Source organism: Pseudomonas sp. A6 (genome assembly GCF_052367875.1).
Lineage (GTDB): Bacteria > Pseudomonadota > Gammaproteobacteria > Pseudomonadales > Pseudomonadaceae > Pseudomonas > Pseudomonas citronellolis.
In genome coordinates this window covers 3,592,112-3,612,308 of record NZ_CP198970.1, presented here as the reverse complement: position 1 = coordinate 3,612,308, position 20,197 = coordinate 3,592,112, and the positions used below count along the sequence as shown (strand labels likewise).

The 20,197-nt window shown below is 73.4% G+C and carries 16 protein-coding genes; all 16 read left to right on the top strand.

All coding sequences use genetic code 11. The features are described 5' to 3' along the window. Positions 1–3 precede the first annotated feature (3 nt). Entirely contained in the window at positions 4–711 is a 708-nt protein-coding gene (locus ACTWJ5_RS16185) for a hypothetical protein (protein ID WP_444439501.1), read from the top strand. Further along, a complete protein-coding gene (locus tag ACTWJ5_RS16180) occupies positions 708–1,424 on the top strand; it encodes a hypothetical protein (protein ID WP_444439499.1) in 717 nt (238 codons plus the stop codon). Before ACTWJ5_RS16185 ends, ACTWJ5_RS16180 begins: the two co-directional genes overlap by 4 nt. Then, entirely contained in the window at positions 1,421–2,731 is a 1,311-nt protein-coding gene (locus ACTWJ5_RS16175; protein ID WP_444439497.1) for a DUF4255 domain-containing protein, read from the top strand. The genes ACTWJ5_RS16180 and ACTWJ5_RS16175 overlap by 4 nt, the downstream gene beginning before the upstream one ends. Continuing rightward, on the top strand, positions 2,728–4,620 hold the full coding sequence (locus ACTWJ5_RS16170; protein ID WP_253392773.1) for an ATP-binding protein: 1,893 nt from the start codon (positions 2,728–2,730) through the stop codon (positions 4,618–4,620). Before ACTWJ5_RS16175 ends, ACTWJ5_RS16170 begins: the two co-directional genes overlap by 4 nt. After that, positions 4,617–4,913: a hypothetical protein gene (locus ACTWJ5_RS16165; protein WP_444439495.1), complete on the top strand. Its 297-nt coding sequence runs from the start codon at positions 4,617–4,619 to the stop codon at positions 4,911–4,913. The genes ACTWJ5_RS16170 and ACTWJ5_RS16165 overlap by 4 nt, the downstream gene beginning before the upstream one ends. Beyond that, on the top strand, positions 4,910–6,442 hold the full coding sequence (locus ACTWJ5_RS16160; protein WP_444439493.1) for an eCIS core domain-containing protein: 1,533 nt from the start codon (positions 4,910–4,912) through the stop codon (positions 6,440–6,442). Before ACTWJ5_RS16165 ends, ACTWJ5_RS16160 begins: the two co-directional genes overlap by 4 nt. A gap of 27 nt (positions 6,443–6,469) precedes the next feature. Then, complete coding sequence (locus ACTWJ5_RS16155) at positions 6,470–9,244, top strand: eCIS core domain-containing protein (protein ID WP_444439491.1); 2,775 nt, start codon at positions 6,470–6,472, stop codon at positions 9,242–9,244. 15 nt (positions 9,245–9,259) lie between these two features. Then, on the top strand, positions 9,260–9,913 hold the full coding sequence (locus ACTWJ5_RS16150) for a hypothetical protein (RefSeq protein WP_074980869.1): 654 nt from the start codon (positions 9,260–9,262) through the stop codon (positions 9,911–9,913). Further along, entirely contained in the window at positions 9,910–10,269 is a 360-nt protein-coding gene (locus tag ACTWJ5_RS16145) for a hypothetical protein (protein WP_074980870.1), read from the top strand. The genes ACTWJ5_RS16150 and ACTWJ5_RS16145 overlap by 4 nt, the downstream gene beginning before the upstream one ends. Further along, on the top strand, positions 10,266–11,405 hold the full coding sequence (locus ACTWJ5_RS16140) for a hypothetical protein (protein WP_181926006.1): 1,140 nt from the start codon (positions 10,266–10,268) through the stop codon (positions 11,403–11,405). Before ACTWJ5_RS16145 ends, ACTWJ5_RS16140 begins: the two co-directional genes overlap by 4 nt. Continuing rightward, positions 11,402–11,911, top strand: coding sequence for a phage baseplate assembly protein V (locus tag ACTWJ5_RS16135; RefSeq protein ID WP_074980872.1), 510 nt, complete (start codon positions 11,402–11,404; stop codon positions 11,909–11,911). The genes ACTWJ5_RS16140 and ACTWJ5_RS16135 overlap by 4 nt, the downstream gene beginning before the upstream one ends. Positions 11,912–12,091: 180 nt before the next feature. Beyond that, positions 12,092–12,412 (top strand): hypothetical protein, encoded by a 321-nt coding sequence (locus ACTWJ5_RS16130; RefSeq protein ID WP_074980873.1) that lies wholly within the window; start codon positions 12,092–12,094, stop codon positions 12,410–12,412. A gap of 2 nt (positions 12,413–12,414) precedes the next feature. Next, on the top strand, positions 12,415–12,783 hold the full coding sequence (locus ACTWJ5_RS16125) for a GPW/gp25 family protein (RefSeq protein ID WP_074980874.1): 369 nt from the start codon (positions 12,415–12,417) through the stop codon (positions 12,781–12,783). Next, a complete protein-coding gene (locus ACTWJ5_RS16120; protein WP_444439487.1) occupies positions 12,780–15,341 on the top strand; it encodes a putative baseplate assembly protein in 2,562 nt (853 codons plus the stop codon). The genes ACTWJ5_RS16125 and ACTWJ5_RS16120 overlap by 4 nt, the downstream gene beginning before the upstream one ends. Further along, positions 15,341–18,124 (top strand): putative baseplate assembly protein, encoded by a 2,784-nt coding sequence (locus ACTWJ5_RS16115; protein WP_444439485.1) that lies wholly within the window; start codon positions 15,341–15,343, stop codon positions 18,122–18,124. Before ACTWJ5_RS16120 ends, ACTWJ5_RS16115 begins: the two co-directional genes overlap by 1 nt. Continuing rightward, the gene (locus tag ACTWJ5_RS16110; protein WP_444439483.1) at positions 18,121–20,193 is read left to right on the top strand and encodes a hypothetical protein; all 2,073 of its coding nucleotides are present in this window, start codon (positions 18,121–18,123) and stop codon (positions 20,191–20,193) included. The genes ACTWJ5_RS16115 and ACTWJ5_RS16110 overlap by 4 nt, the downstream gene beginning before the upstream one ends. The last annotated feature ends 4 nt before the right edge of the window (positions 20,194–20,197 follow it).

Here is a 20,197-nt window from a genome sequence, read left to right as displayed (position 1 = left end):
GCCATGGCCGCGCTGAGCTGCGCGCAGCTGCTGGCGCTCTGGGAACAGGGCGCGCGGCGCCACCCGCTGGACCGCGCCCTGCTGCTGTTCGCCCAGGCCGCCCCGGAACGGCCGCCGGAAAGCCTCGCCGACGCGCCCCTGGGCGCCTGCAACGCCGCGCTGATGCGCCTGCGCCGCGAGACCTTCGGCAACCGCCTGCCGCTGTGGCTGGACTGCCCCGGCTGCGGCGAACGCCTGGCCTTCGAACTGGAGCCGGCGCAGTTGCCGCCGCTGCAGGCGCCGCCGGAACAGGTCGAGGTGCAGGGCCTGCACTTCCGCTGCCCGGCCAGCCGCGACCTGGCCGCCATCGCCGGCCTGGCCGACACCGAGCACGCCGCACACCAGTTGCTGCTGGCCTGCGCGGAGGACGCCACGGCGCTGCCACGGGGCGAACAGGCCCTGGGCGAACTGCGCGAAGCCCTGGAAGCCGCGCTGGAGGCGGCCGATCCCTGGGCCGACCTGGCCCTGGCCTACCGCTGCCCGGCGTGCGGCGCGGAGGGCGAGGCCAGTTTCGACGTCGCCGCCTACCTGTGGGAGGAAATCGACGGCAGCGCGCAGCAGTTGCTCGACGAAATCCACCTGCTGGCCCGGGCCTACGGCTGGAGCGAAGCGCAGATCCTCGCCCTGGGCGATGCGCGCCGCGCCGCCTACCTAACGCGGGTGGCGCCATGAGCGGGCTGCTGCGCCGCCTCGCCGCCCAGGCCGGCGGCCAGCGCGGCGTCACCCTGCATGCGCCGGCGCGCCTGCCGTTCCAGCCGGCGCCCGAGCGATTGGAAAACAGCGAGTCGATGTTGCCGGCGGCATTACCCGACGCGGCACTACCCAGCCTCATGGAGCGGCCTGTGCCTTCGGTCGTCGCTCCCGTACCTGCCGTGCCGCCAACGCCACCACGCGCGGCCAGGCCGGAGATGCCGGGTGAAATGCCACCGGCTTCAGCAACGCGGGCCGAAGAACAATCGCCAGCGCTGGAACCCATGCCACCCGCGCCACTGCTGGCAGAGCAGCCGCTGAATCTGTTCGTCCAGGTGCCGAACAACCCAGGCATCCCCGTGCAGGAAACAGCCGCGCCGCCCACGGGAAGCCATCCAGCAGTGCCCCGCCACGAAGCCCCGGCAAGGGCCGATGCAACACCGCCCTCGCCCGCCACCCCGCGCCTGCCGCCGCTGCTCGCCCCCATGGCGCCACCCACTGCGCCCCAGCCCAGGGTTGCGCCGACCCAGGCCGAGCCCACGCCGCGGCAGCCCGACGAGGTGCATATCCATATCGGCCGCATCGAAGTCACCGCCATCCAGGAAGCCGCGCCCGCCCGCCGCGAGGCGCGCAAGGGCCCGCCGCCGCTGTCGCTGGACGACTACCTGGCGCGGCGCAACGGAGACCGGCCATGAGCAGCGCCCTGGCCATCGCCGGCGTCACCGCCGTGCTGCGCGACCGCCTCAACGACGGCCTGGTCAACCACAACGTCGCCGGCACCCTGGGCACCACCGTGACCGTCAGCGTGCTGCCGCCGGACCGCGTGGTGCCGGCCGACGGCACCGAGGCCAGCCAGCTCAACCTGTTCCTCTACCAGGTCACGCCCAACGCCGCCTGGCGCAGCCAGGGCCTGCCCGGCCACAGCGCCGACGGCCGCCAGCGCCTGGGCAACCCGCCGCTGGCGCTGGACCTGCACTACCTCATCTCCGCCTACAGCGGCGGCGACCTGCACGGCGAAATCCTCCTCGGCTACGCCATGCAGCTGATGCACGAATTCCCGGTGCTCACCCGCGAGATGATCCGCACCGCCCTCAACCCCTCGCCGGACCTCGGCCTGGTCCTTCCCGCGGCGCTGCAACGCCTCGCCGAATGCGGCCTGGCCGACCAGGTGGAACAGCTGCGCATCACACCGCAGGCGCTGAACACCGAGGAAAGCGCCAAGCTCTGGGCCGCCACCCAGTCCAGCTTCCGCCCCAGCGCCGCCTACCTGGTGTCGGTGGTGCTGATCGAGGCCGAGCGCCCCACCCGCGTGCCGCTGCCGGTGCTCAGCCGCGGCGAGGTCGACGTGGACAGCGGCCGCGAGCGCGGCGTGCTGGTCGCCCCCGGCCTGGCCCCGGCGCTGCCGACCCTGGAAGCGATACTGCCGGCCGACGCCCAGCCGGTGGCGCGCCTGGGCCATACCATCGAACTGCGCGGCCACCACCTGGACGGCGCGGCCCGCGAGGTGCGCCTGGGCAACCCGCGCTTCGAACTGGACGAGACTCTCCCGGCCAGCGGCGCCAACCTCGGCGACAGCCTCGGCCTGCTGATCCCCGCCGCGCGCGCCGCCGACTTCCCGGTCGGCGTCTACGCCGCCTGCGCGCGCCTGGTGCGCCCCGGCGAAAGCCTGCCGCGGGAGAGCAACCAACTGGCCTTCACCCTGGCCCCGGAAATCACCAACCTGCCGCAGAACCTGGCCCGCGACGGCGACGGCAGCGTGCTGCTGAACATCACCTTCACTCCCGAGCTGCGCCCCGGCCAGCGCGCCAGCCTGCTGCTCGGCCAGCGCGAAGTGGCGCCGCAGGCCTTCGCCGCGCCCACCGCCAGCCTCGACTTCCTGATCGACAACGCCGAGGCCGGCGAACACCTGGTGCGCCTGCGCATCGACGGCATCGACAGCCCCATCGTCGACTACGCCCAGACGCCGCCACGCTTCCTCGACCAGAGGCTGACTCTCACATGAACGCGCCCGCCGCCCCGGACTGGACCGCCGCCAACCAGCGCCTGCTGGTGGCCGAGTTCGCCCGCCTGCGCGCCCTGCTCGGCGACGGCGAGGCGGACGAGGCCCAGGCCCGGCTGGACGACCTGCGCGCGGCGATGGACGAACCGGCGGCCATCGACAGCCTGGCGCGGCTGTTCGAACTGAGCGCCTTCGAACGCGACCTGCTGCTGCTCGCCGCCGGCGTGGAAATGGACGCCCGCCTGGCCCAGCTGTGCGCCCAGGCCAGCGGCCAGCCGGCGCGGCCCTGGGCCACCTTCGGCCTGGCCCTGGCGGCGCTGCCGGCGGCGCACTGGAGCGCCCTGGCGCCGCCGGAGCCGCTGCGCCGCTGGCGCCTGCTGGAACTCGACGAACACGCCGGGCTGGCCGCCGGCCGCCTGCGCATCGACGAGCGCGTGCTGCACTTCCTCGGCGGCCTCAACTACCTCGACCCGCGCCTGCAACCGCTGCTGCGGGCGGTGCCGGGCGCTGGACTGATGAGCCACGCCCACGCGGCCGTGGTCGCCGCGGCCATCGAGCGCCTGCAGCGCAGCCACGGCCGTCTGCCGCCGATCCTCCTGCACGGCGACGATCCCCTCGGCCAGCAGGACGTCGCCGCCGACATCGCCCAGCGCCTGGGCGTGACGCTGTACCAGCTGCGCGCCGCCGACATCCCCGCCGCGGCCCACGAACAGGCGGCCCTGGCCACCCTCTGGCAGCGCGAGGCGGCCCTGCTCGGCAGCGCCTTGCTGATCGTCGCCCGGGATGACGACAAGCCGCTGGCGCCCTTCGTCGCCCGCCTGGACAGCCTGTTGCTGGTGGCCAGCCGCGCGCCCTGCGGCCTGGACGGCGAGGCCTTCGCCGTCGACCGCCCGGACGTCCCCGAACAGCGCCGCCTCTGGCGCGAAGCCCTGGGCGAACGGGCCGCCGCCCTGGCCCCGACCCTCGACGCCCTGGCCGGCCAGTACCGCCTCGGCGCCCGGCGCATCGCCGGCATCGCCGCGCAGCTGGACGCCAGCGACCCGGCCCGCCTGCACGCTGCCTGCCGTGGCGACGCGCGGGCCATGAGCGAACTGGCCCAGCCCATCGAGGCCCGCGCCCAGTGGCATGACCTGGTGCTGCCCGAAGCGCAGTTGCAGACCCTCCGGCAGATCGCCGTGCACACCCGCCACCGCCTCACCGTGCACCACGACTGGGGCTTCGCCGACGGCGGCAGCCGCGGCCTGGGCATCGCCACGCTGTTCTGGGGCGACTCCGGCACCGGCAAGACCCTCGCCGCCGAGGTGCTGGCCAACGCCCTTGGCCTGGCGCTGTACCGCATCGACTTGTCGGCGGTGGTCAGCAAGTACATCGGCGAGACCGAGAAGAACCTGCGCCGCGTCTTCGACAGCGCCGAGGAGCTGGGCGCCATCCTGCTGTTCGACGAGGCCGACGCGCTGTTCGGCAAGCGCAGCGAGGTCAAGGACAGCCACGACCGCTACGCCAACATCGAGGTCAGCTACCTGCTGCAACGCATGGAGGCCTACCGCGGCCTGGCCATCCTCACCACCAACCACAAGGCCGCGCTGGACGGCGCCTTCGCCCGCCGGCTGCGCTTCGTGGTGCACTTCCCCTTCCCCGACGCGGCCCAGCGCGAAGCCCTGTGGCGCGGCGTGTTCCCCGCCGCCACGCCGCTGGCGGCGCTGGACTACGCCAAGCTGGCGCGCCTGGCGGTGCCCGGCGGCAGCATCCGCAACATCGCCCTGGCCGCCGCCTTCCTCGCCGCCGAAGCCGGCGGCGCGGTAGGCATGGCGCAGCTGCTGCGGGCGGCGCACCTGGAAGCGGCGAAGCGCGACAAGGCGATCTCCGACGCGGAGACGAGGGGCTGGGTATGACGCGCATCGTGCTGCACATCGACCGCCTGCTGCTGCGCGGCATCGACCCGGCGGACGCCGACGCGCTGGCGGCGGCCTTGCGCCAGGAGGTCCAGCGCCTGCTCGGCGCCAGCGGCCTGCCGCCCTTGCAGGAGCAACCGCGGCGCGCACGCCGTCCGGACAGGCTGCGGCTCGCCGCCGATGCCGGCGCCCAGGGGCTCGGCCAGGCCGTGGCCGCGAGCCTGGTGCACGGGCCCCAGGGGCTCTGGCCGCAGGCGCCACGCGGCACGAAGGACGGAGGGCCGCAGCCATGATCGCCACCCACGGCACGCGCGAGCCCTCGCCCACCACCGGCGCCGACTGGCTGCTGCAGCGCAAGTGCGCCTGCGGCGGCGATTCCGGCCCCCAGGGCCAGTGCGAGGAATGCGAACGCGAGGAGCAGGCGGCCCTGCAACCCAAGCTGTGGATCGGCGCCCAGGACGAGCCGCTGGAGCGCGAGGCCGACCGCGTCGCCGAGCAGGTCATGGCCGCCGAGCCGCCGGCGAAGGTCACCCCCGCCAGCGGCGCGCTGGCGCGCAAGCCGGCAACCGCCGGCCCCGGCGCCGGCCAGGCGCCCGGCATCGTCCACGACGTATTGCGCGAACCGGGCCAGCCCCTGGCCAGCGAGGCCCGGGGCTTCTTCGAGCCGCGCTTCGGCCACGACTTCGCCCGGGTGCGCGTGCACGCCGATGCCAGGGCAGATGCCTCGGCCCAGGCGGTCCAGGCCCGCGCCTACACCGTCGGCCACGACCTGGTGTTCGCCGCCGGCCAGTACCGCCCGCAAAGCCCCGAAGGCCGGCAACTGCTGGCCCACGAACTGACCCACGTGCTGCAACAGGGCCCCGGCCTGCGCCGCAAGCCGGCCGACAAGCCCAAGGCCGCTGCCCCCGACCCGCTGTGCGCCAAGTTCGACTTCGACAAGGCGCGCAAGGCGGTCGAGGCCCAGGCCAAGCTGGCGGCCAAGGGCGACCTGCTCCAGCTGATCCGCGCGCTCAAGCCGATCCGCCGCTGCGCCAGCGCCACCCAGCAGGCCGAGGTCAAGAGCGCCCTGGCCAGCGCGCTCAGCGCCGACAAGGCCGACGAAGCCTGGAAGGCCGCCGGCACCGCCTTCGGCGGCTACGTCAGCTTCTACCCGGGCTTCGCCCCGGACATCAAGACGCACCTGGGCAAGCTCGGCGCCAGCGAATCGCTGGCCTCCGACACCTTCGAGCTGTCCGCCGAGGGCGCCACCCACAAGTCGCGGGCCAAGAAGACCGCCAAAGCCGACCTGGGCGACCTGGGGCGCACCGACATCGTCTACTTCCGCGGCCACCAGTACGCCCAGTACAAGGCCCCCGGCCTGTTCGCCGACGGCGACGAGACGCGCGGCTTCGACCTGCGCTACGTCGAGAAGGCCGGCGGCTTCGCCAACGTCAAGCTGATGATCAGCACCAGCTGCGCGACGCTCTGCAAGGAAGCGGTGGCGGTATTCACCAGCCTGTTCCCCAACGCCGTGATCCTCGGCTACCGCAAGTCGGCGCCGCTGCAGGGCGCGGCGGTGCGCAGCGACCTGACCAAGCGCATCAACGAACTGAACCGGCCGCTGCTGATCGACGACCCGGTCGACGTGGCGGCGATCATCGACACCTGGAAATCGGTGGTGGAATCGCGCCACAAGGGCGAGACCGGCCCGCAGCCGGGCATCCTCCAGGGCGGCACCGTGACCTACTGGGACGGCTCGGCCTGGCAGACCATCGCCGCCACCGATGCGAAGAACGCCTGCAAGGTCAAGGGAGACTTCCGTGACCAGTATCCGGCGCCCTGAGGGCATGAAAACCACCGGAGGCCGGCGGTGAGCAGCCACGCCAGCCTGGCCCCGGCCGCCACCGGCGAACAGCCGGCGACGCTGCTGCAGCGCAAGTGCGCCTGCGGTGGCGAAGCCGCCGGGCTCAACGGCGAGTGCGAGGAATGCCGGCGCGCCCACGCCCTGGGCCTGCAGCCGCGCCTGGCGGTGGGCGCCAGCGACGACCCGCTGGAGCGCGAGGCCGACCGCGCCGCTGCCCAGGTGCTGGATGCCGGCGCTGCCAGCGAAGCCTCGCCAGGCATCGCCACGCCACGCATCAGCCGCCAACCGGAGCGCCCCGCGGCCGCCGCCGGACAGGCGCCGGGCAGCGTCGGCCAGGCCCTGCGCTCGGCCGGGGAACCGCTGCCGCTACCGGCGCGGGCATTCTTCGAACCACGCTTCGGCCATGACTTCGCCCGGGTGCGCGTGCACCACGACGCCACGGCGGCCGACTCCGCCCGCGACGTCGCGGCCCACGCCTACACCGTCGGCCAGCACATCGTCTTCGCCCGCGGCCGCTACCAGCCGCACACGCCGGGCGGGCGCGCGCTGCTCGCCCACGAACTGGCCCACGTCGTTCAGCAGCGCGGGGCCGCCGGGCAGCCCGCGGAACAGGCATTGGAAGTCGGCACGCCAGGCGACGCCCTGGAACAGGATGCCCACCGCGCGGTACAACGGCTGGGCGCGGGCGGGCCGGCCGGGGTCGACGGCGTCCTGCGCCGCCAGCGCATCCAGCGCTTCTCGGTCACCGAGGAGGCCGCCGGCGGTTGCGGCATCTGCTACGGCGCGGTGTTCGGCCCGCTCGGCACGGCGGAAGCCGGCAACGCCGCCCACGCCATCGTGCAACTGGCCTTCATCGCCCGCTTCCCCCGTGGCCGCGTGGAGCTGCCGTTCAGCAGCCCGACCGACGAGAACGGCCGCCTGGACCTGGCCATCGTCACCCGCGAGAACGGCATCCCGGTGCGGGTGCAGATCGGCGAGATCAAGGCGGCGACGCCCCACGGCGAGCGCGAGGGCATGGACGACCTGGACTTCTATGAAGCCGCCGTGCACGACGCCTTCGCGGTGGAGAACCCGGCCGTGGAGGTCGAGCGCCTGCGCACCGGCATCCCCGTCGGCCGCGGCCTGCCCATGCCGGACCCGCTGGCGGCCTCCGCCGGCTGCCTGCAGCAACGCCTGTCGGTGGTGATGATGCGCCCCGGGCTGTTCGGCTACTTCTGCGCGCCGCCCTTCTCCGAGGCGCGCCGGCTGTGCTCCTGCCGGCCGCCGCGGCGCGAACGCGAGGACGTGGAGGTGCCGGTCCCGGTGCCCGTGCCGCGCACGGTGCCGCAACCACACTCGGTTCCCGGCACGCCGCCGGTGGAGGACAGCGTGCCCGAGCCCAGGCCCGAACCGCAGCCGCACCCGACGCCCGAGCCGGAAACCGAACCCGTGCCCGACACCCCGCCGGACAACGTGGTGCCCTTCCCCGGCCGGCCCAGCCCGGAAACGGAGGAGGAAGGCGCTCCCCAGGAAGACGGCGAGTGGGTGCCCCAGGCGGCGCGGGTCGGCTGGCTGGGCGCAGCGCTGACGGCCACCTCGCTGCTGATGCGCTCGGCCCTGCGCAATGCGCCGCAGGCGGCCGGACGGCGCGTCACCGCCTACGCCCAGGCCTTCGCCGTAGTCGCGCTGCTGGTGTTCTATTCCGGGCGCGCCGAAGCCCGCGTGGGCCCGGGCGAGTCGCCGCTGGAATCCCTGCTCGAAGCGATGCGCAGCGACGGCATCGAAGTACCGCCGGAGCTGCGCGAACGCCTGGAGCACGACGAAGCCCTGCGCAACGCACTGGAACAGGCGGCGCAGACCGGCGACCTCAGCGCCGCGCAGCAGCAGATCGCCAACCAGATGATGCAGGCGATCGCCGAGAACCCCGACGCCTTCAGCGACGAGGACCTGCAAGTGCTGGCCAGCGCCAGCGAGATGGCCAGCGGCGGCGAAGTGGCCACGCAACCCACCCTGGAAGCCATGCGCGCCGCGCTCGAAGCCCGGCACCGCGGCGAGCCGGCCGACGCGGGTGGTGGCGGCGACGCGGATACCGATGCGGGCACCGCGGCCGAGCCGGCGCCCGCCCCGACGCCGGCGGAGCCGTTGCCGGGCATCTCCGACGAACTGAACCAGCGCCTGGCGGCCAACCCCGAGGTGCGCCGGCTGTTCGACGCCATGACGCGCCGCGGCGGCAGCGGGCCGAGCGTCACCGACGAAGTGGTCGAGCGCTTCCTCGCCATCGTCCCCGCCGACCTCGCCGGCGCCGAGGCCGACCGGCTGATCGCCGGGCTCGGCGGCGTGCAGGGGCAGACGGTCGACGAGATTCTCGCCAGCCTGCAGGCCGCGGTGACCACGGTGCGTACGCCGGCCGGCACCGAACCCGAGGCCGAGCCCAGCGAGGACGATGCGGCCACGCCCACACCCGCGCTGCCCGAACCGGCGCCGGCCACGGCCGAGGCCGCAACGCCCTCGGAGGTCGGCCGGCGCATCGCCGCGCTGCTGGCCCGTTCACCCACCATCGGCCGCATCCTGGTGCCCAAGACCAGCCTGGCGGTCGGGCAGACGGTGGTGACCTTCGTCGCCCGCCAGCGCGGGGAGTACGTGGTGGGCGCCTTCGTGCGCCTGACGCCGACGCAGCGGCTGAGCGACGACAGCTGGCGCGTCACCCTGCACCGCTCCAGCTGGTTCAACGCCTCCGGGTTGTTCGTCGAGCAGTGGCCCGCGACCGACCAGACCACGGAGCTGACCTATGCGAACCCTTGAGGACAGGAGGCCGGCATGACGCTGAGCAGCTCACCGCGACTGATCAAGGCCGGCCTGGTGCTGGTCGACCCCGGCTCGGCCCGGGTGCGCCGGGTGATCGCCCTGCAGTACAACCCGGAGAAGCTGCGCCGCAGCCTGCAGGTGCAGGGCATGGGCGACGGCGCCGAGCGTTCCGACGCGTTGCGCCTGAAGGGCCCGGCGGTGGAGACCTTCCAGCTGGAGGCGGAGATCGACGCCAGCGACCAGTTGGAATTCCCCGAGCGCGACAGGACCGCCAGCGAGGTCGGCATCGCCCCGCAGCTGGCGGTGCTGGAGGCGCTGGTCAACCCGCGCGCGGCCGACCTGCTGGCCAGCCAGGCGCAGGCGGCCTCGGGCATCCTCGAGATCGCCCCCATGGAGTCGGACCTGGCCCTGTTCGTCTGGGGCGCCCAGCGCATCGTGCCGGTGCGGGTGACCGACTTCTCCATCAGCGAGGAGGCCTTCGACCCGCAGCTCAACCCGATCAACGCCACCGTCACCCTCGGCCTGCGCGTGCTTTCGGTCGCCGACCTCGGCTTCGAGCACAAGGGCGGCGGGCTGTTCATGGCCTACCTGCAATCCCGCGAGAAGCTGGCCGGCAAGGCCGCCACCTTCGGTTTCGACGCCCTCGGCATCGGAGGCCTGCCATGACCGACCCGCTCAAGGCCTTTCTCCAGGCCAACGCCCTGACCGCCCCGGCCTTCGCCCCGGACAGCCGCTACCACGGCCTGGACATCGCCCAGTGGACGCGCCCCGACGGCGTGGCGCTCAGCTACGTGCGGCGGCGCTTCGTGCCGCCGCCGGAGAACTTCGCCGCCCTCGGCGAGCATCTGGTGGAAGCCGGCGACCGCATCGACAACCTCGCCGCCCGCTACCTGGGCGACCCGCAGCAGTACTGGCGGCTGTGCGACGGCAACGGCGCGCTGCGTCCGGACGAGCTGACCGAGACGCCCGGGCGCAGCCTGCGCATCACCCTGCCCGAAGGGGTGCCGGGGGACGAGTCATGAGTAGCGCCGTGCACCTGAGCCTGCTGATCGGGCCCATCGTGCCGATCCCGGTGCCGGCGCTGCTGATCGACGCCCTGGAAGAGGTCAGCGTGACCTGCGCCAGCGAGGGCGCCAGCGGCTTCCAGCTGCGCTTCAAGGTCAACAGCCGCTCCGAGCTCAACACCCTGTTCCTGATCGCCGTGGGCAACAACACCAGCCTGGGCACGCCGCCGCTGCGGGTGGTGCTGGTGGTCACCCTCGGCGGGCGCGCGCAGCCGCTGTTCGACGGCGTGCTGACCAACGTCGAGGTGCAGGCCGGGCAGGACCGCCAGGCCGGCAGCATCACCCTGACCGGCGAGGACCTGACCCGGGTGATGGACCTGATCGACTTCTCCGGCCTGCCCTACCCGGCCATGCCCATCGAGGCGCGGGTGGCGCTGATCTGCGCGAAGTACGCGGCCTTCGGCATCATCCCGCTGCCGATCCCGGCGCTGTTCCCCGACGTGCCCATCCCCATCGAGCGCATCCCCGCGCAGCAGGGCACCGACCTGGCCTACATCCGCCAGCTCGCCGAGGAGATCGGCCACGTGTTCTACATCGAGCCGGGCGAGGTGCCGCTGACCAACATCGCCTACTTCGGCCCGGAGATTAAGGTCGGCCCGCCGCAGCCGGCGCTGAACGTCGACATGGACGCGCACACCAACGTCGAGTCGCTGAACTTCAGCTTCGACCCGACCAAGGGCGTGCTGCCGGTGGTGTACATCCAGAACCCGCAGACCCGCGCGCCCATTCCCATCCCGATCCCCAACCTCAACCCGCTGCAGCCGCCGCTGGGCGCCCTGCCCGCGCCCATCGCCAACCTGAAGATGATGAAGGACACGGCCAAGCTGAACCCCATGCAGGCCATTTCCGCCGGCCTGGCCGAGGCGAAGAAATCCCAGGACGCGGTCAGCGCCAGCGGCAGCCTCGACGTGCTGCGCTACGGCCGCGTGCTGCGCCCACGGCGCCTGGTGGGCGTGCGCGGCGCGGGGGTGGCCTACGACGGCCTGTACTACGTCAGCAGCGTCACCAGCACCCTGGCCCGCGGCAAGTTCACCCAGAGCTTCCAGCTGACGCGCAACGGCCTGGTGTCCATCACCCCGAGGGTGCCCGCATGAGCCAGCGCTACTACGGCAAGTACCGCGGCATGGTGCTGAACAACGTCGACCCCATGCAGCAGGGCCGCCTGCAGGTGCAGGTGCCCGACGTGGCCGGGCTGGTGCCGGCGAGCTGGGCCATGCCCTGCGTGCCCATCGCCGGGCTGCAGAACGGCATGGTGGCGCTGCCGGTGATCGGCTCCGGGGTGTGGGTGGAGTTCGAACAGGGCAACCCGGACAGCCCCATCTGGGTCGGCTGCTTCTGGGGCAGCGCCGCGGAAATCCCGGCGCTGGCCCTGGCCACCCCGCCGGGGCTGCCGGCGATCACCCTGCAGACGCCGCTGCAGAACGGCCTGACCATCTCCGACCTGCCCGGCCCCACCGGCGGCATCATGCTCAAGAGCGCCACCGGGGCGACGCTGATCGTCAACGACACCGGCATCTACATCCAGAATGGCAAGGGCGCCGCGCTCACCCTGGTGGGCCCGGCGGTGACCATCAACAACGGCGCGCTGACGGTGATCTAGGGGCCGCCCACGTTTCGCTGCGGCCGCGACGGAGCGCCATTTGGTGCAGAACAAGGCGCGAGGAGGGAAGTTTGGTCACTCCAAATGAACGACGAGTAACGCAGTGCTGCGCCAAATGGCGCCCGTCCCGCAGGGTTGCGCAGCAACGCGGTTCGTGGCGAAGCGTGGGAGGCCCCTAATATGCCTGGCCCTCTCTTGCATGTCGGCGCCACGGTGCTCTGCGCCCACGGCGGCACCGCCACCCCCACCGCGCCCAACCCGCGGGTGCTGGTGGGCGGCCAGCCGACGGTGCTGATGAGCGCGCCCTACGTCATCGCCGGCTGCCCGTTCAACGTCTCCGGCAGCCCGGTGCCCTGCGTCACCGCGCAATGGCTGGTGGCGGCGACGCGGGTGTTCAGCAACGGCCAGCCGCTGCTGCTGATGGACAGCCAGGCGCTCTGCGCGCCCAACGGCACTCCGCTGTTGCCGGTGGCGGCGCAGACCCGCGTGATCGGGAGCTGAACATGACCCAGCGACTGTACTTCCCCTACCGCTTCGACGGCCACGGCCGCACCCGCGACGCCGACGAGGCCACCTGGATCCGCGGCCTGATCGAGCAGGTGCTGTTCACCGCGCCGGGCGAACGGGTGATGCGCCCGGACTTCGGCAGCGGCCTGCGCGAACTGGTGTTCGCGCCCAACAGCCCGGAACTGGCGGCCACCGTGCAGTTCCTGGTGCAGGGCGCGCTGCAGCAGTGGCTGGCCGGGCTGATCCTGGTCGAGGGCGTGGCGGTCAGCGCCGTCGAATCGCGCCTGGCGGTGCAGGTGCAGTACCGCATCCGCCGCAGCAACGCGCTGCACTCGGAGCTGTTCGTCCAGGGAGGCGCGCCATGATCTACCACTGCTGCGAGGAACACCGCCGCACCCTGGTGGACGCCCACCCGACGCTCAACGGCATCGACTACCTGGAAGTGCTGGACCTGGACGCGCCGCCCGGCAGCCCGCGCCAGCGCACCCTGCTGGTGCGCCTGCTCAAACCGGTGCCGGCGGCGCTGGGCCTGGACAACCTGCACATCGAGGGCGGCGAGCGCGTGCGCCACATCGGCATCCTCTGGCTGGGCAGCGCCAGCGCGCCACCGGCCGAGGCCAGCGCCGCCGAGCAGGCGCTGTTCGCCGCCCTGGCCGAACCCGACCAGGTACTGGTGGTGCGCACCGACAGCGACGGCGACCACTCCACCTACCGCCTGCGCCTGCACCGGGCCGGCGCCGAACAGCCGCTGGCGGACTTCGACCCGCGGCTGTCGGCGGTGGACTTCGCCTTCAAGGTCGAATGCCCCAGCGACTTCGACTGCCGCCCGCAAACCGACTGCCCCGAGCAGGCCCCGGCAACGCCGGACCTGAACTACCTGGCCCGCGACTATGCCAGCCTGCGCCGCCTGGTGATGGATCGCCTGGCGCAGCGCATGCCCGGCTGGCGCGAGCGCAGCCCGGCGGACCTGGCCACCACCCTGGGCGAGCTGATCGCCTACATCGGCGACCTGCAGCACTACCAGCTCGACGCCATCGCCACCGAGGCCTACCTGCACACCGCGCGGCGCCGCAGCAGCCTGCGCCGCCACGCGCTGCTGGTGGACTACCACCTGCACGAGGGCTGCAACGCCCGCGCCTGGCTGCACCTGGAGGTCAGCGGCGGGCCCTTCGCGCTGCCCGACGGCCTGCGCTGCTACACCCGCGTGCCCGGCGTGCCGTGGCGCATACTCGCCGACTCGCCGGAGGAGCGCCGCGCCCTGGAAGCGGCGCCGCTGGTGTTCGAGCCGATGCACGCGGCGAGCCTGGACGAGGCGCACAACCGGCTGTACTTCCACACCTGGAGCGACGAGCGCTGCTGCCTGCCGGCCGGCGCCACCGCGGCGACCCTGCGCGGCCACCTGCCGGGCCTGGCCGTGGGCGACGTGCTGGTGCTGCAGGAAGTGCTCGGCCCGCTCACCGGCGAGGCGGCCGACGCCGACCCGGCACGCCGCCACGCTGTGCGCCTGACCAGCGTGCGCGCCTTCGACGGCAGCGATCCGCTGAGCGATCCGCTGGATGGCAGCCTGGTCACCGAGATCGCCTGGCACCCCGGCGACGCCCTGCCCTTCGCCCTGTGCATCTCCAGCCAGAGCGACGACGAGCACGGCAACGCGCGCCTGGACGACGTCAGCGTCGCCCTGGGCAACATCGTGCTGGTCGACCATGGCCGCAGCGTCGCCGGCGAAGCCCTGGGCCGCGTGCCGGCGCCCCTGCTCAAGTACCCGGGCAGCGGCGGCGCCTGCCAGCGCCAGGCGCCCGAGCCGCTGCCGCCGCGCTACCGGCCGCTGCTGGCGGAAGGCCCGGTGACGCACCGCGGCCGCGTGCAGCGGCGCATCGTCGAGGGCGGCCTACTGCGCCGCGAATGGGTGTTCTTCGATGCCGCCGACTCGGCCAGCGCCGCCCTGCGCTGGCGCGCCGCCGACGCCCTGCCCGAGCTGCGCCTGGAGAGCGGCGACGCCCCGGAACGCTGGAGCGTGCAACGCGACTTGCTGGACAGCCACGCCGACGACCGCCATTTCGTCCTCGAAACCGAGCAGGACGGCAGCGCTCGCCTGCGCTTCGGCGACGACCAGCACGGCCGCCGGCCGGACAGCGGCAGCGCCTTGCGCGCTTTCTACCGCGTCGGCAACGGCGTGGCCGGCAACGTCGGCGCCGGCGCCATCGCCCACGTGGTCAGCGCCGAGGGCCGCATCCAGTGGGTGAGCAACCCGCTGCCGGCGCACGGCGGCGTCGAGCCGGAAAGCCCGGCGCAACTGCGCCGCGCCGCGCCCCAGGCATTCCGCACCCAGGAACGCGCGGTCACCCCGGCCGACTACGCCGAGGTCAGCGAACGCCTGGACGGCGTGCAGCGCGCCGCCGCCAGCCTGCGCTGGACCGGCAGCTGGCACACGGTGTTCGTCACCGTCGACCGCGAGGGCGGCGCGGCGGTGGACGCCGGCTTCGCCGCGCAACTGGTCGAGCACCTGGAGCGCTACCGCATGGCCGGCCACGACCTGCGGGTGGACGAGCCGCTGCACGTGTCGCTGGAGATCGACCTGCTGGTCTGCGTGCGCGCCGGCTACTTCCGCAGCGACGTGCGCCGCGCCCTGCTCGACGTGCTCGGCTCCCGGCGCCGCGCCGACGGCTCGCCGGGGCTGTTCCACCCGGACAACTTCAGCTTCGGCCAGACGGTCTACCTCAGCCCGCTGTACGCCGCCGCGCGTGGCGTGCCCGGCGTGGCCTCGGTGCAGGTCAAGCTGTTCCAGCGCCTCGGCCAGGCCGACGCCAAGCCCCTGGCCGACGGCTTCATGCGCCTGGGCCGGCTGGAGATAGCGCGCCTGGACAACGACCCCGACTTCCCCGAGCACGGCGTGCTGCGCCTGGAACTGCACGGAGGCAAATGATGAACGGCAAACCCGAGTGCGACTGCTGCGCCGGCGTCGAGGCCGACACCCCGCGGCGCCTCGACAACCCGCCCGGCCTGCCGGCGCTGGACTACCGCAGCGGCCGCCACAGCGACTACCTGGCGAGCCTGCAGGCGCGCCTGTCCAGCACCGACTACCCGGCCCTGGCGGCGCTCACCAGCCGCGAGGACAGCGACTTCACCCTGGCCCTGGCCGACGCCCTGGCCTGCTCGCTGGAGGTGCTGGGCTTCTACACCGAGCGCTACGCCCAGGAGCACTACCTGCGCACCGCCACCGAGCAGCTGTCGGTGCGCCAGTTGGCACGGCTGATCGGCTATCGCCCGGCGCCCGGGGTGGCCGCCGCCACCCACCTGGCCTTCACCCTGCTGGAAGCGCCCGGCGCGCCGAGCGAGCCCATCGTCATCCCGCCCGGCACGCGGGTGCAGAGCGTGCCCGGCCAGGGCGAACAGGCGCAGACCTTCGAGACCACCGCGCCGGCGCCGGCCCGCGCCGCGTGGAACGCCATCCCCGTGCAGGCCAGCCAGAGCTGGCAGCCGAAAGCGGGCGACACGGCGCTGTGGCTGGCCGGCCTGGCCACCGGCCTGCAGCCCGGCGACGCCCTGCTGATCGTCGGCAACGAGCGCCTGGCCGACCCGGGCAGCGAACGCTGGGACATCCGGGTGCTGGCCAGCGTCGAGCCGGACACCGCCAACCAGCGCACCCGGGTAGCCTGGAACCACCCGCTGGGCAGCCGCTTCCCGAGCATGGCCCCGGCCGCCGCCGGCGTGCAGGTGTTCGCCCTGCGCCAGCGTACCGCGCTGTTCGGCTACAACGCGCCGGACCCGAACCTGCTGGGCAACGACGATTCCAACATCGCCCAGCAGATCGACAAGACCGACGCCGACGCCTGGCAATGGAAGAACTTCGTGCTCGACCCGGCGGCCGTCGACCTCGACGGCGAGCACCCGAAGCTGGTCGCCGGCGGCTGGTTCGCCCTGGTCTCCAACCAGGCCGGCCTGGGCAGCGCCGACCTGCCCGGCTATACCGAGCTGTACCGCATCGCCCGGGTGGTACACCGCAGCCGCAGCGCCTTCGCGCTGTCGGCCAAGGTCACCCGGCTGAGCCCGGACACCCAGGAAAACCTCAGCGCCGAGCGCTTCACCCTGCGCCGCACCCTGGTCCTGGCGCAAAGCGAAGTGCTGGCCACCACGGCGCGGCCGCTGCTGTACCCGGTGCAGGGCGACACGCTGGTGCTGGCGCGCCGCGTCGAGGGCCTGCGCCCCGGCCAGCCGCTGGCCCTTTCCGGCGTGCGCCAGCGCATCGCCGTGCTGGCCACCGGCCTTTCGCTACAACTGGACGACGGCGGCAGCGCGCCCCTGGCCGAAGGCGACGAACTCTTCATGCTCGCCCCCGCCGACCGCCTGCACGGCGCCAGCGCGGTGGCGCAGGACGCGGAGACCTTCGCCGGCCTGCTGGGCAACCCCACGGTGAACCTGCGCCTGCAACTGCTGGACCGCGACGGCCGCAGCGGCCGGCTCAGCGCCAAGGCCAGCCAGCTGCGCCTGGCCGACGCGCGCAAGGACGACGCCGTGGTGCGCCAGGTCGCCTTCATCGCCGACGGCGACGACGCCCTGGCGCTCGACCGCGACTACACCCACATCAAGCTGCGCGCCGCATTGCAGCACGTGTTCGAACGCGCCAGCCTGCGCGTCAACGCCAACGTGGCGCCGGCCAGCCATGGCGAGACGGTGGAAGCCATCCTCGGCGATGGCGACGCCGGCCAGGCCAACCAGCGCTTCGCCCTGAACCAGGCGCCGCTGACCTACGTCGCCGCCAACACCCCCAGCGGCCGCGCCTCCACCTTGGAACTGCGGGTCAACGACGTGCTCTGGGCGGAAGCCCCGACGCTGTACCGCGCCGCCGCCGACGCCCACCGCTACGAAACGGCCCAGGACGAGGCGGGCCTTGCCACCCTGCAGTTCGGCGACGGCATCGAAGGCGCGCGCCTGCCCAGCGGCCACAGCAACGTGCGGGCGCGCTACCGCAAGGGCCTGGGCAGCGCCGGCAACCTCGCCGCCGGCAAGCTCACCACCCTGCTCTCGCGGCCGCTGGGCGTCAGCGAAGTGGTCAACCCGGACCCGGCCAGCGGCGGCGAGGACGGCGAAGCGCTGGAACGGGCGCGGGCCAACGCGCCGTTGACGGTGCTGACCCTCGACCGCGCGGTATCGGTGGCCGACTACGGCAACTTCGCCCGCGCCTTCGCCGGCATCGACAAGGCCCATGCGCTGTGGATCCCCGCCGGCCCGGCGCGCGGCATCTTCCTCAGCCTGGCCGGCGTCGACGGCGCGCCGGTGAGCGAGGACGGCGCCACCTACGGCTTCCTCCGCGACGCCCTGCTGGCCTACGGCGACCCGCTGCTGCCGCTGCGCCTGGCCAGCTACCGCGATGCGCGCTTCCGCTGCCGGCTGGCAGTGAAGCTGGCCTCCGGCTACGAAGCCACGCCGGTGCTCAAGGCGGTCGAGGCGGCGCTGCGCGAGCACTTCGGCTTCGCCCGCCGCGACTTCGGCCAGACCGTCTCGGTGGACGAAGTGGCCGCCGTGGTCCACGGCCTGCCCGGCGTCCTGGCCGTGCAGGTCAGCCGCCTCTACCGCCAGGGCCAGCCGCCGGCGCTGAAGCCACGGCTGTTCGCCGCGGTGCCGGTGCCCTCCCTCAGCGGCCTGCCCCAGGCCGCGGAACTGCTGACCCTGAGTGATGCGCCAATGGAACTGGAGGTGCTGCCATGAGCCTGGATGCGCAAAGCCTGTATGCCCTGTTGCCGGCCATCCACCGCGTGCGCGACGCCGAGATCGCTGCCGCCGAAGGCCTGGCCCGCGGGCCGCTGGAGGAACTACTGGCGCTGCTGGCGGAACAGCTCGGCGTCGCCGAGGAAAGCCTGGAGCAGCTCTACGACGACCTGTTCATCGAAACCTGCAGCGACTGGGTGGTGCCCTACATCGGCGACCAGATCGGCTACCAGGGCCTGCACCGGGTGGTGCCCAAGGTGGCCAGCCCGCGCGCCGAGGTGGCCCACACCATCGCCCTGCGCCGGCGCAAGGGCACCGCCACGGTGCTGGAACAGCTGGCCCGCGACGTCACCGGCTGGGACGCCCGCGCGGTGGAATACTTCCAGCGCCTGTGCGCCACTCAATACATGAACCACCCGCGCCCGCAGGCCGTGCAGGCGCCGGACCTGCGCCAGGGCGAGGCGCTGGAATGGCTGGGCACGGCCTTCGAGGCCGCCAACCGCAGCGTCGACGTGCGCAACATCGAATCCGCCCGCGGCCGCCATAACATCCCCAACGTCGGCCTGCACCTGTGGCGCATCCAGGCCTATGCGCGCAGCCAGGTACCCTGCCCGCGCGCCGGCGAGCGCCGCTACCGGGCCAGCCCCCTGGGCCAGGACGTGGCGCTGTACAACCGCCCGCAGGTGGAGGACGACATCGGCCACCTGGCCGAGCCGGACAACGTGCCCTGGCCGCTGTCGCGCCGGCGCCTGGCCGCGCACCTGGCCCGCCACTACGGCGTGCGGGCCGACGCCACGGCGCCGCTGGACAACCCGCAGCCGAGCCTGCAGCTGTGGGTCGACGGCGTGGCCATCGAGCGCGACCACATCTGCATCTGCCACCTGGGCGACGACGCCGGCGGCTGGGCCCACACGCCGCCGCCGGACGGCTTGTACTCCATCGACCCGCAGTTGGGGCGCATCGCCCTGCCCGGCGACGCCGCCGACCCCGCCGAAGTGCGCCTGAGCTGGCACGAAGGCGCCTGCGCCGACCTCGGCGGCGGCGAGTACGAGCGCGGCGCCGACCTGCCGGTGCCGCCGGAGGACCGCACACCGGTGCGCGTGCCCGATGACCAGCCGACCCTGGCCGCAGCTCTGGCGCAGATCGCCGGCGACGGCGTGGTGGAGATCACCGACAACGGCCGCTACGAAGAGGCGCTGGACATCGAGGTGAACGCCGGCGGCGCGGTGGAAATCCGCGCCGCCAATGGCTTCCGCCCGCTGCTGGCGCTGACCGCGCTGAACGTCAGTGGCGGCGCCGACGCGGCCTGCCTGCTCAACGGCCTGCTGATCGCCGGCGCGCCGCTGCAGGTGCCGGCCACGTCGGGCAACGCCCTGGCACGGCTGGAGCTGAAGCACTGCACCCTGGTGCCGGGCATCGCCCTGGACGCCGCCGGCCTGCCGACGCAACCGGCCACGCCGAGCCTGCAACTGGAAGTGCCCGGCCTGCGCGTGGAACTGACGCGCTGCATCCTCGGCGCCGTCCGCGCCCACGAGCACGCCGAGGTGACGGCCAGCGACTGCCTGGTCGACGCCCTCGCCCGCAGCGCCGTGGCCTTCGCTGCCGCCGATGGAGAGGCGCCCGGCGCCCGCCTGTCACTGGATGCCTGCACGCTGGTCGGCAAGCTGCACACCCGCGAGGTGGGGCTGATCTCCAACAGCATCCTGTTCGCCGAGCTGGCCGCGGCCGACACCTGGCCCGCCGCGGTGCGCGCCCTGCGCAAGCAGGTGGGTTGCGTGCGCTTCAGTTGGCTGCCGCTCGGCTCGCGGGTGCCGCGCCGTCACCACTGCCAGCCGCAGGCCGCAGGCTCAGGCATCGCGCCGCGCTTCACCTCGCTACGCTACGGCACGCCCGCCTACGGCCAGTTGGCCAGCTCGACGCCGGCGGAAATCCTCCAGGGCGCCGACGACGAGAGCGAGATGGGCGTGCTGCACCACCTGTACGGCGCGCAACGCCTGGTCAACCTGCGCATCCGCCTGGCCGAGTACCTGCGCGTCGGGCTGCGCGCCGGCAGTTTCCACGAATCCTGAGGAA

Bases quoted from the DNA above. Each gene is read 5' to 3' on its own strand.
- ACTWJ5_RS16185 (WP_444439501.1), top strand. From the start codon at position 4: ATGGCCGCGCTGAGCTGCGCGCAGCTGCTGGCGCTCTGGGAACAGGGC.
- ACTWJ5_RS16180 (WP_444439499.1), top strand. From the start codon at position 708: ATGAGCGGGCTGCTGCGCCGCCTCGCCGCCCAGGCCGGCGGCCAGCGC.
- ACTWJ5_RS16175 (WP_444439497.1), top strand. From the start codon at position 1,421: ATGAGCAGCGCCCTGGCCATCGCCGGCGTCACCGCCGTGCTGCGCGAC.
- ACTWJ5_RS16170 (WP_253392773.1), top strand. From the start codon at position 2,728: ATGAACGCGCCCGCCGCCCCGGACTGGACCGCCGCCAACCAGCGCCTG.
- ACTWJ5_RS16165 (WP_444439495.1), top strand. From the start codon at position 4,617: ATGACGCGCATCGTGCTGCACATCGACCGCCTGCTGCTGCGCGGCATC.
- ACTWJ5_RS16160 (WP_444439493.1), top strand. From the start codon at position 4,910: ATGATCGCCACCCACGGCACGCGCGAGCCCTCGCCCACCACCGGCGCC.
- ACTWJ5_RS16150 (WP_074980869.1), top strand. From the start codon at position 9,260: ATGACGCTGAGCAGCTCACCGCGACTGATCAAGGCCGGCCTGGTGCTG.
- ACTWJ5_RS16145 (WP_074980870.1), top strand. From the start codon at position 9,910: ATGACCGACCCGCTCAAGGCCTTTCTCCAGGCCAACGCCCTGACCGCC.
- ACTWJ5_RS16140 (WP_181926006.1), top strand. From the start codon at position 10,266: ATGAGTAGCGCCGTGCACCTGAGCCTGCTGATCGGGCCCATCGTGCCG.
- ACTWJ5_RS16135 (WP_074980872.1), top strand. From the start codon at position 11,402: ATGAGCCAGCGCTACTACGGCAAGTACCGCGGCATGGTGCTGAACAAC.
- ACTWJ5_RS16130 (WP_074980873.1), top strand. From the start codon at position 12,092: ATGCCTGGCCCTCTCTTGCATGTCGGCGCCACGGTGCTCTGCGCCCAC.
- ACTWJ5_RS16125 (WP_074980874.1), top strand. From the start codon at position 12,415: ATGACCCAGCGACTGTACTTCCCCTACCGCTTCGACGGCCACGGCCGC.
- ACTWJ5_RS16120 (WP_444439487.1), top strand. From the start codon at position 12,780: ATGATCTACCACTGCTGCGAGGAACACCGCCGCACCCTGGTGGACGCC.
- ACTWJ5_RS16115 (WP_444439485.1), top strand. From the start codon at position 15,341: ATGAACGGCAAACCCGAGTGCGACTGCTGCGCCGGCGTCGAGGCCGAC.
- ACTWJ5_RS16110 (WP_444439483.1), top strand. From the start codon at position 18,121: ATGAGCCTGGATGCGCAAAGCCTGTATGCCCTGTTGCCGGCCATCCAC.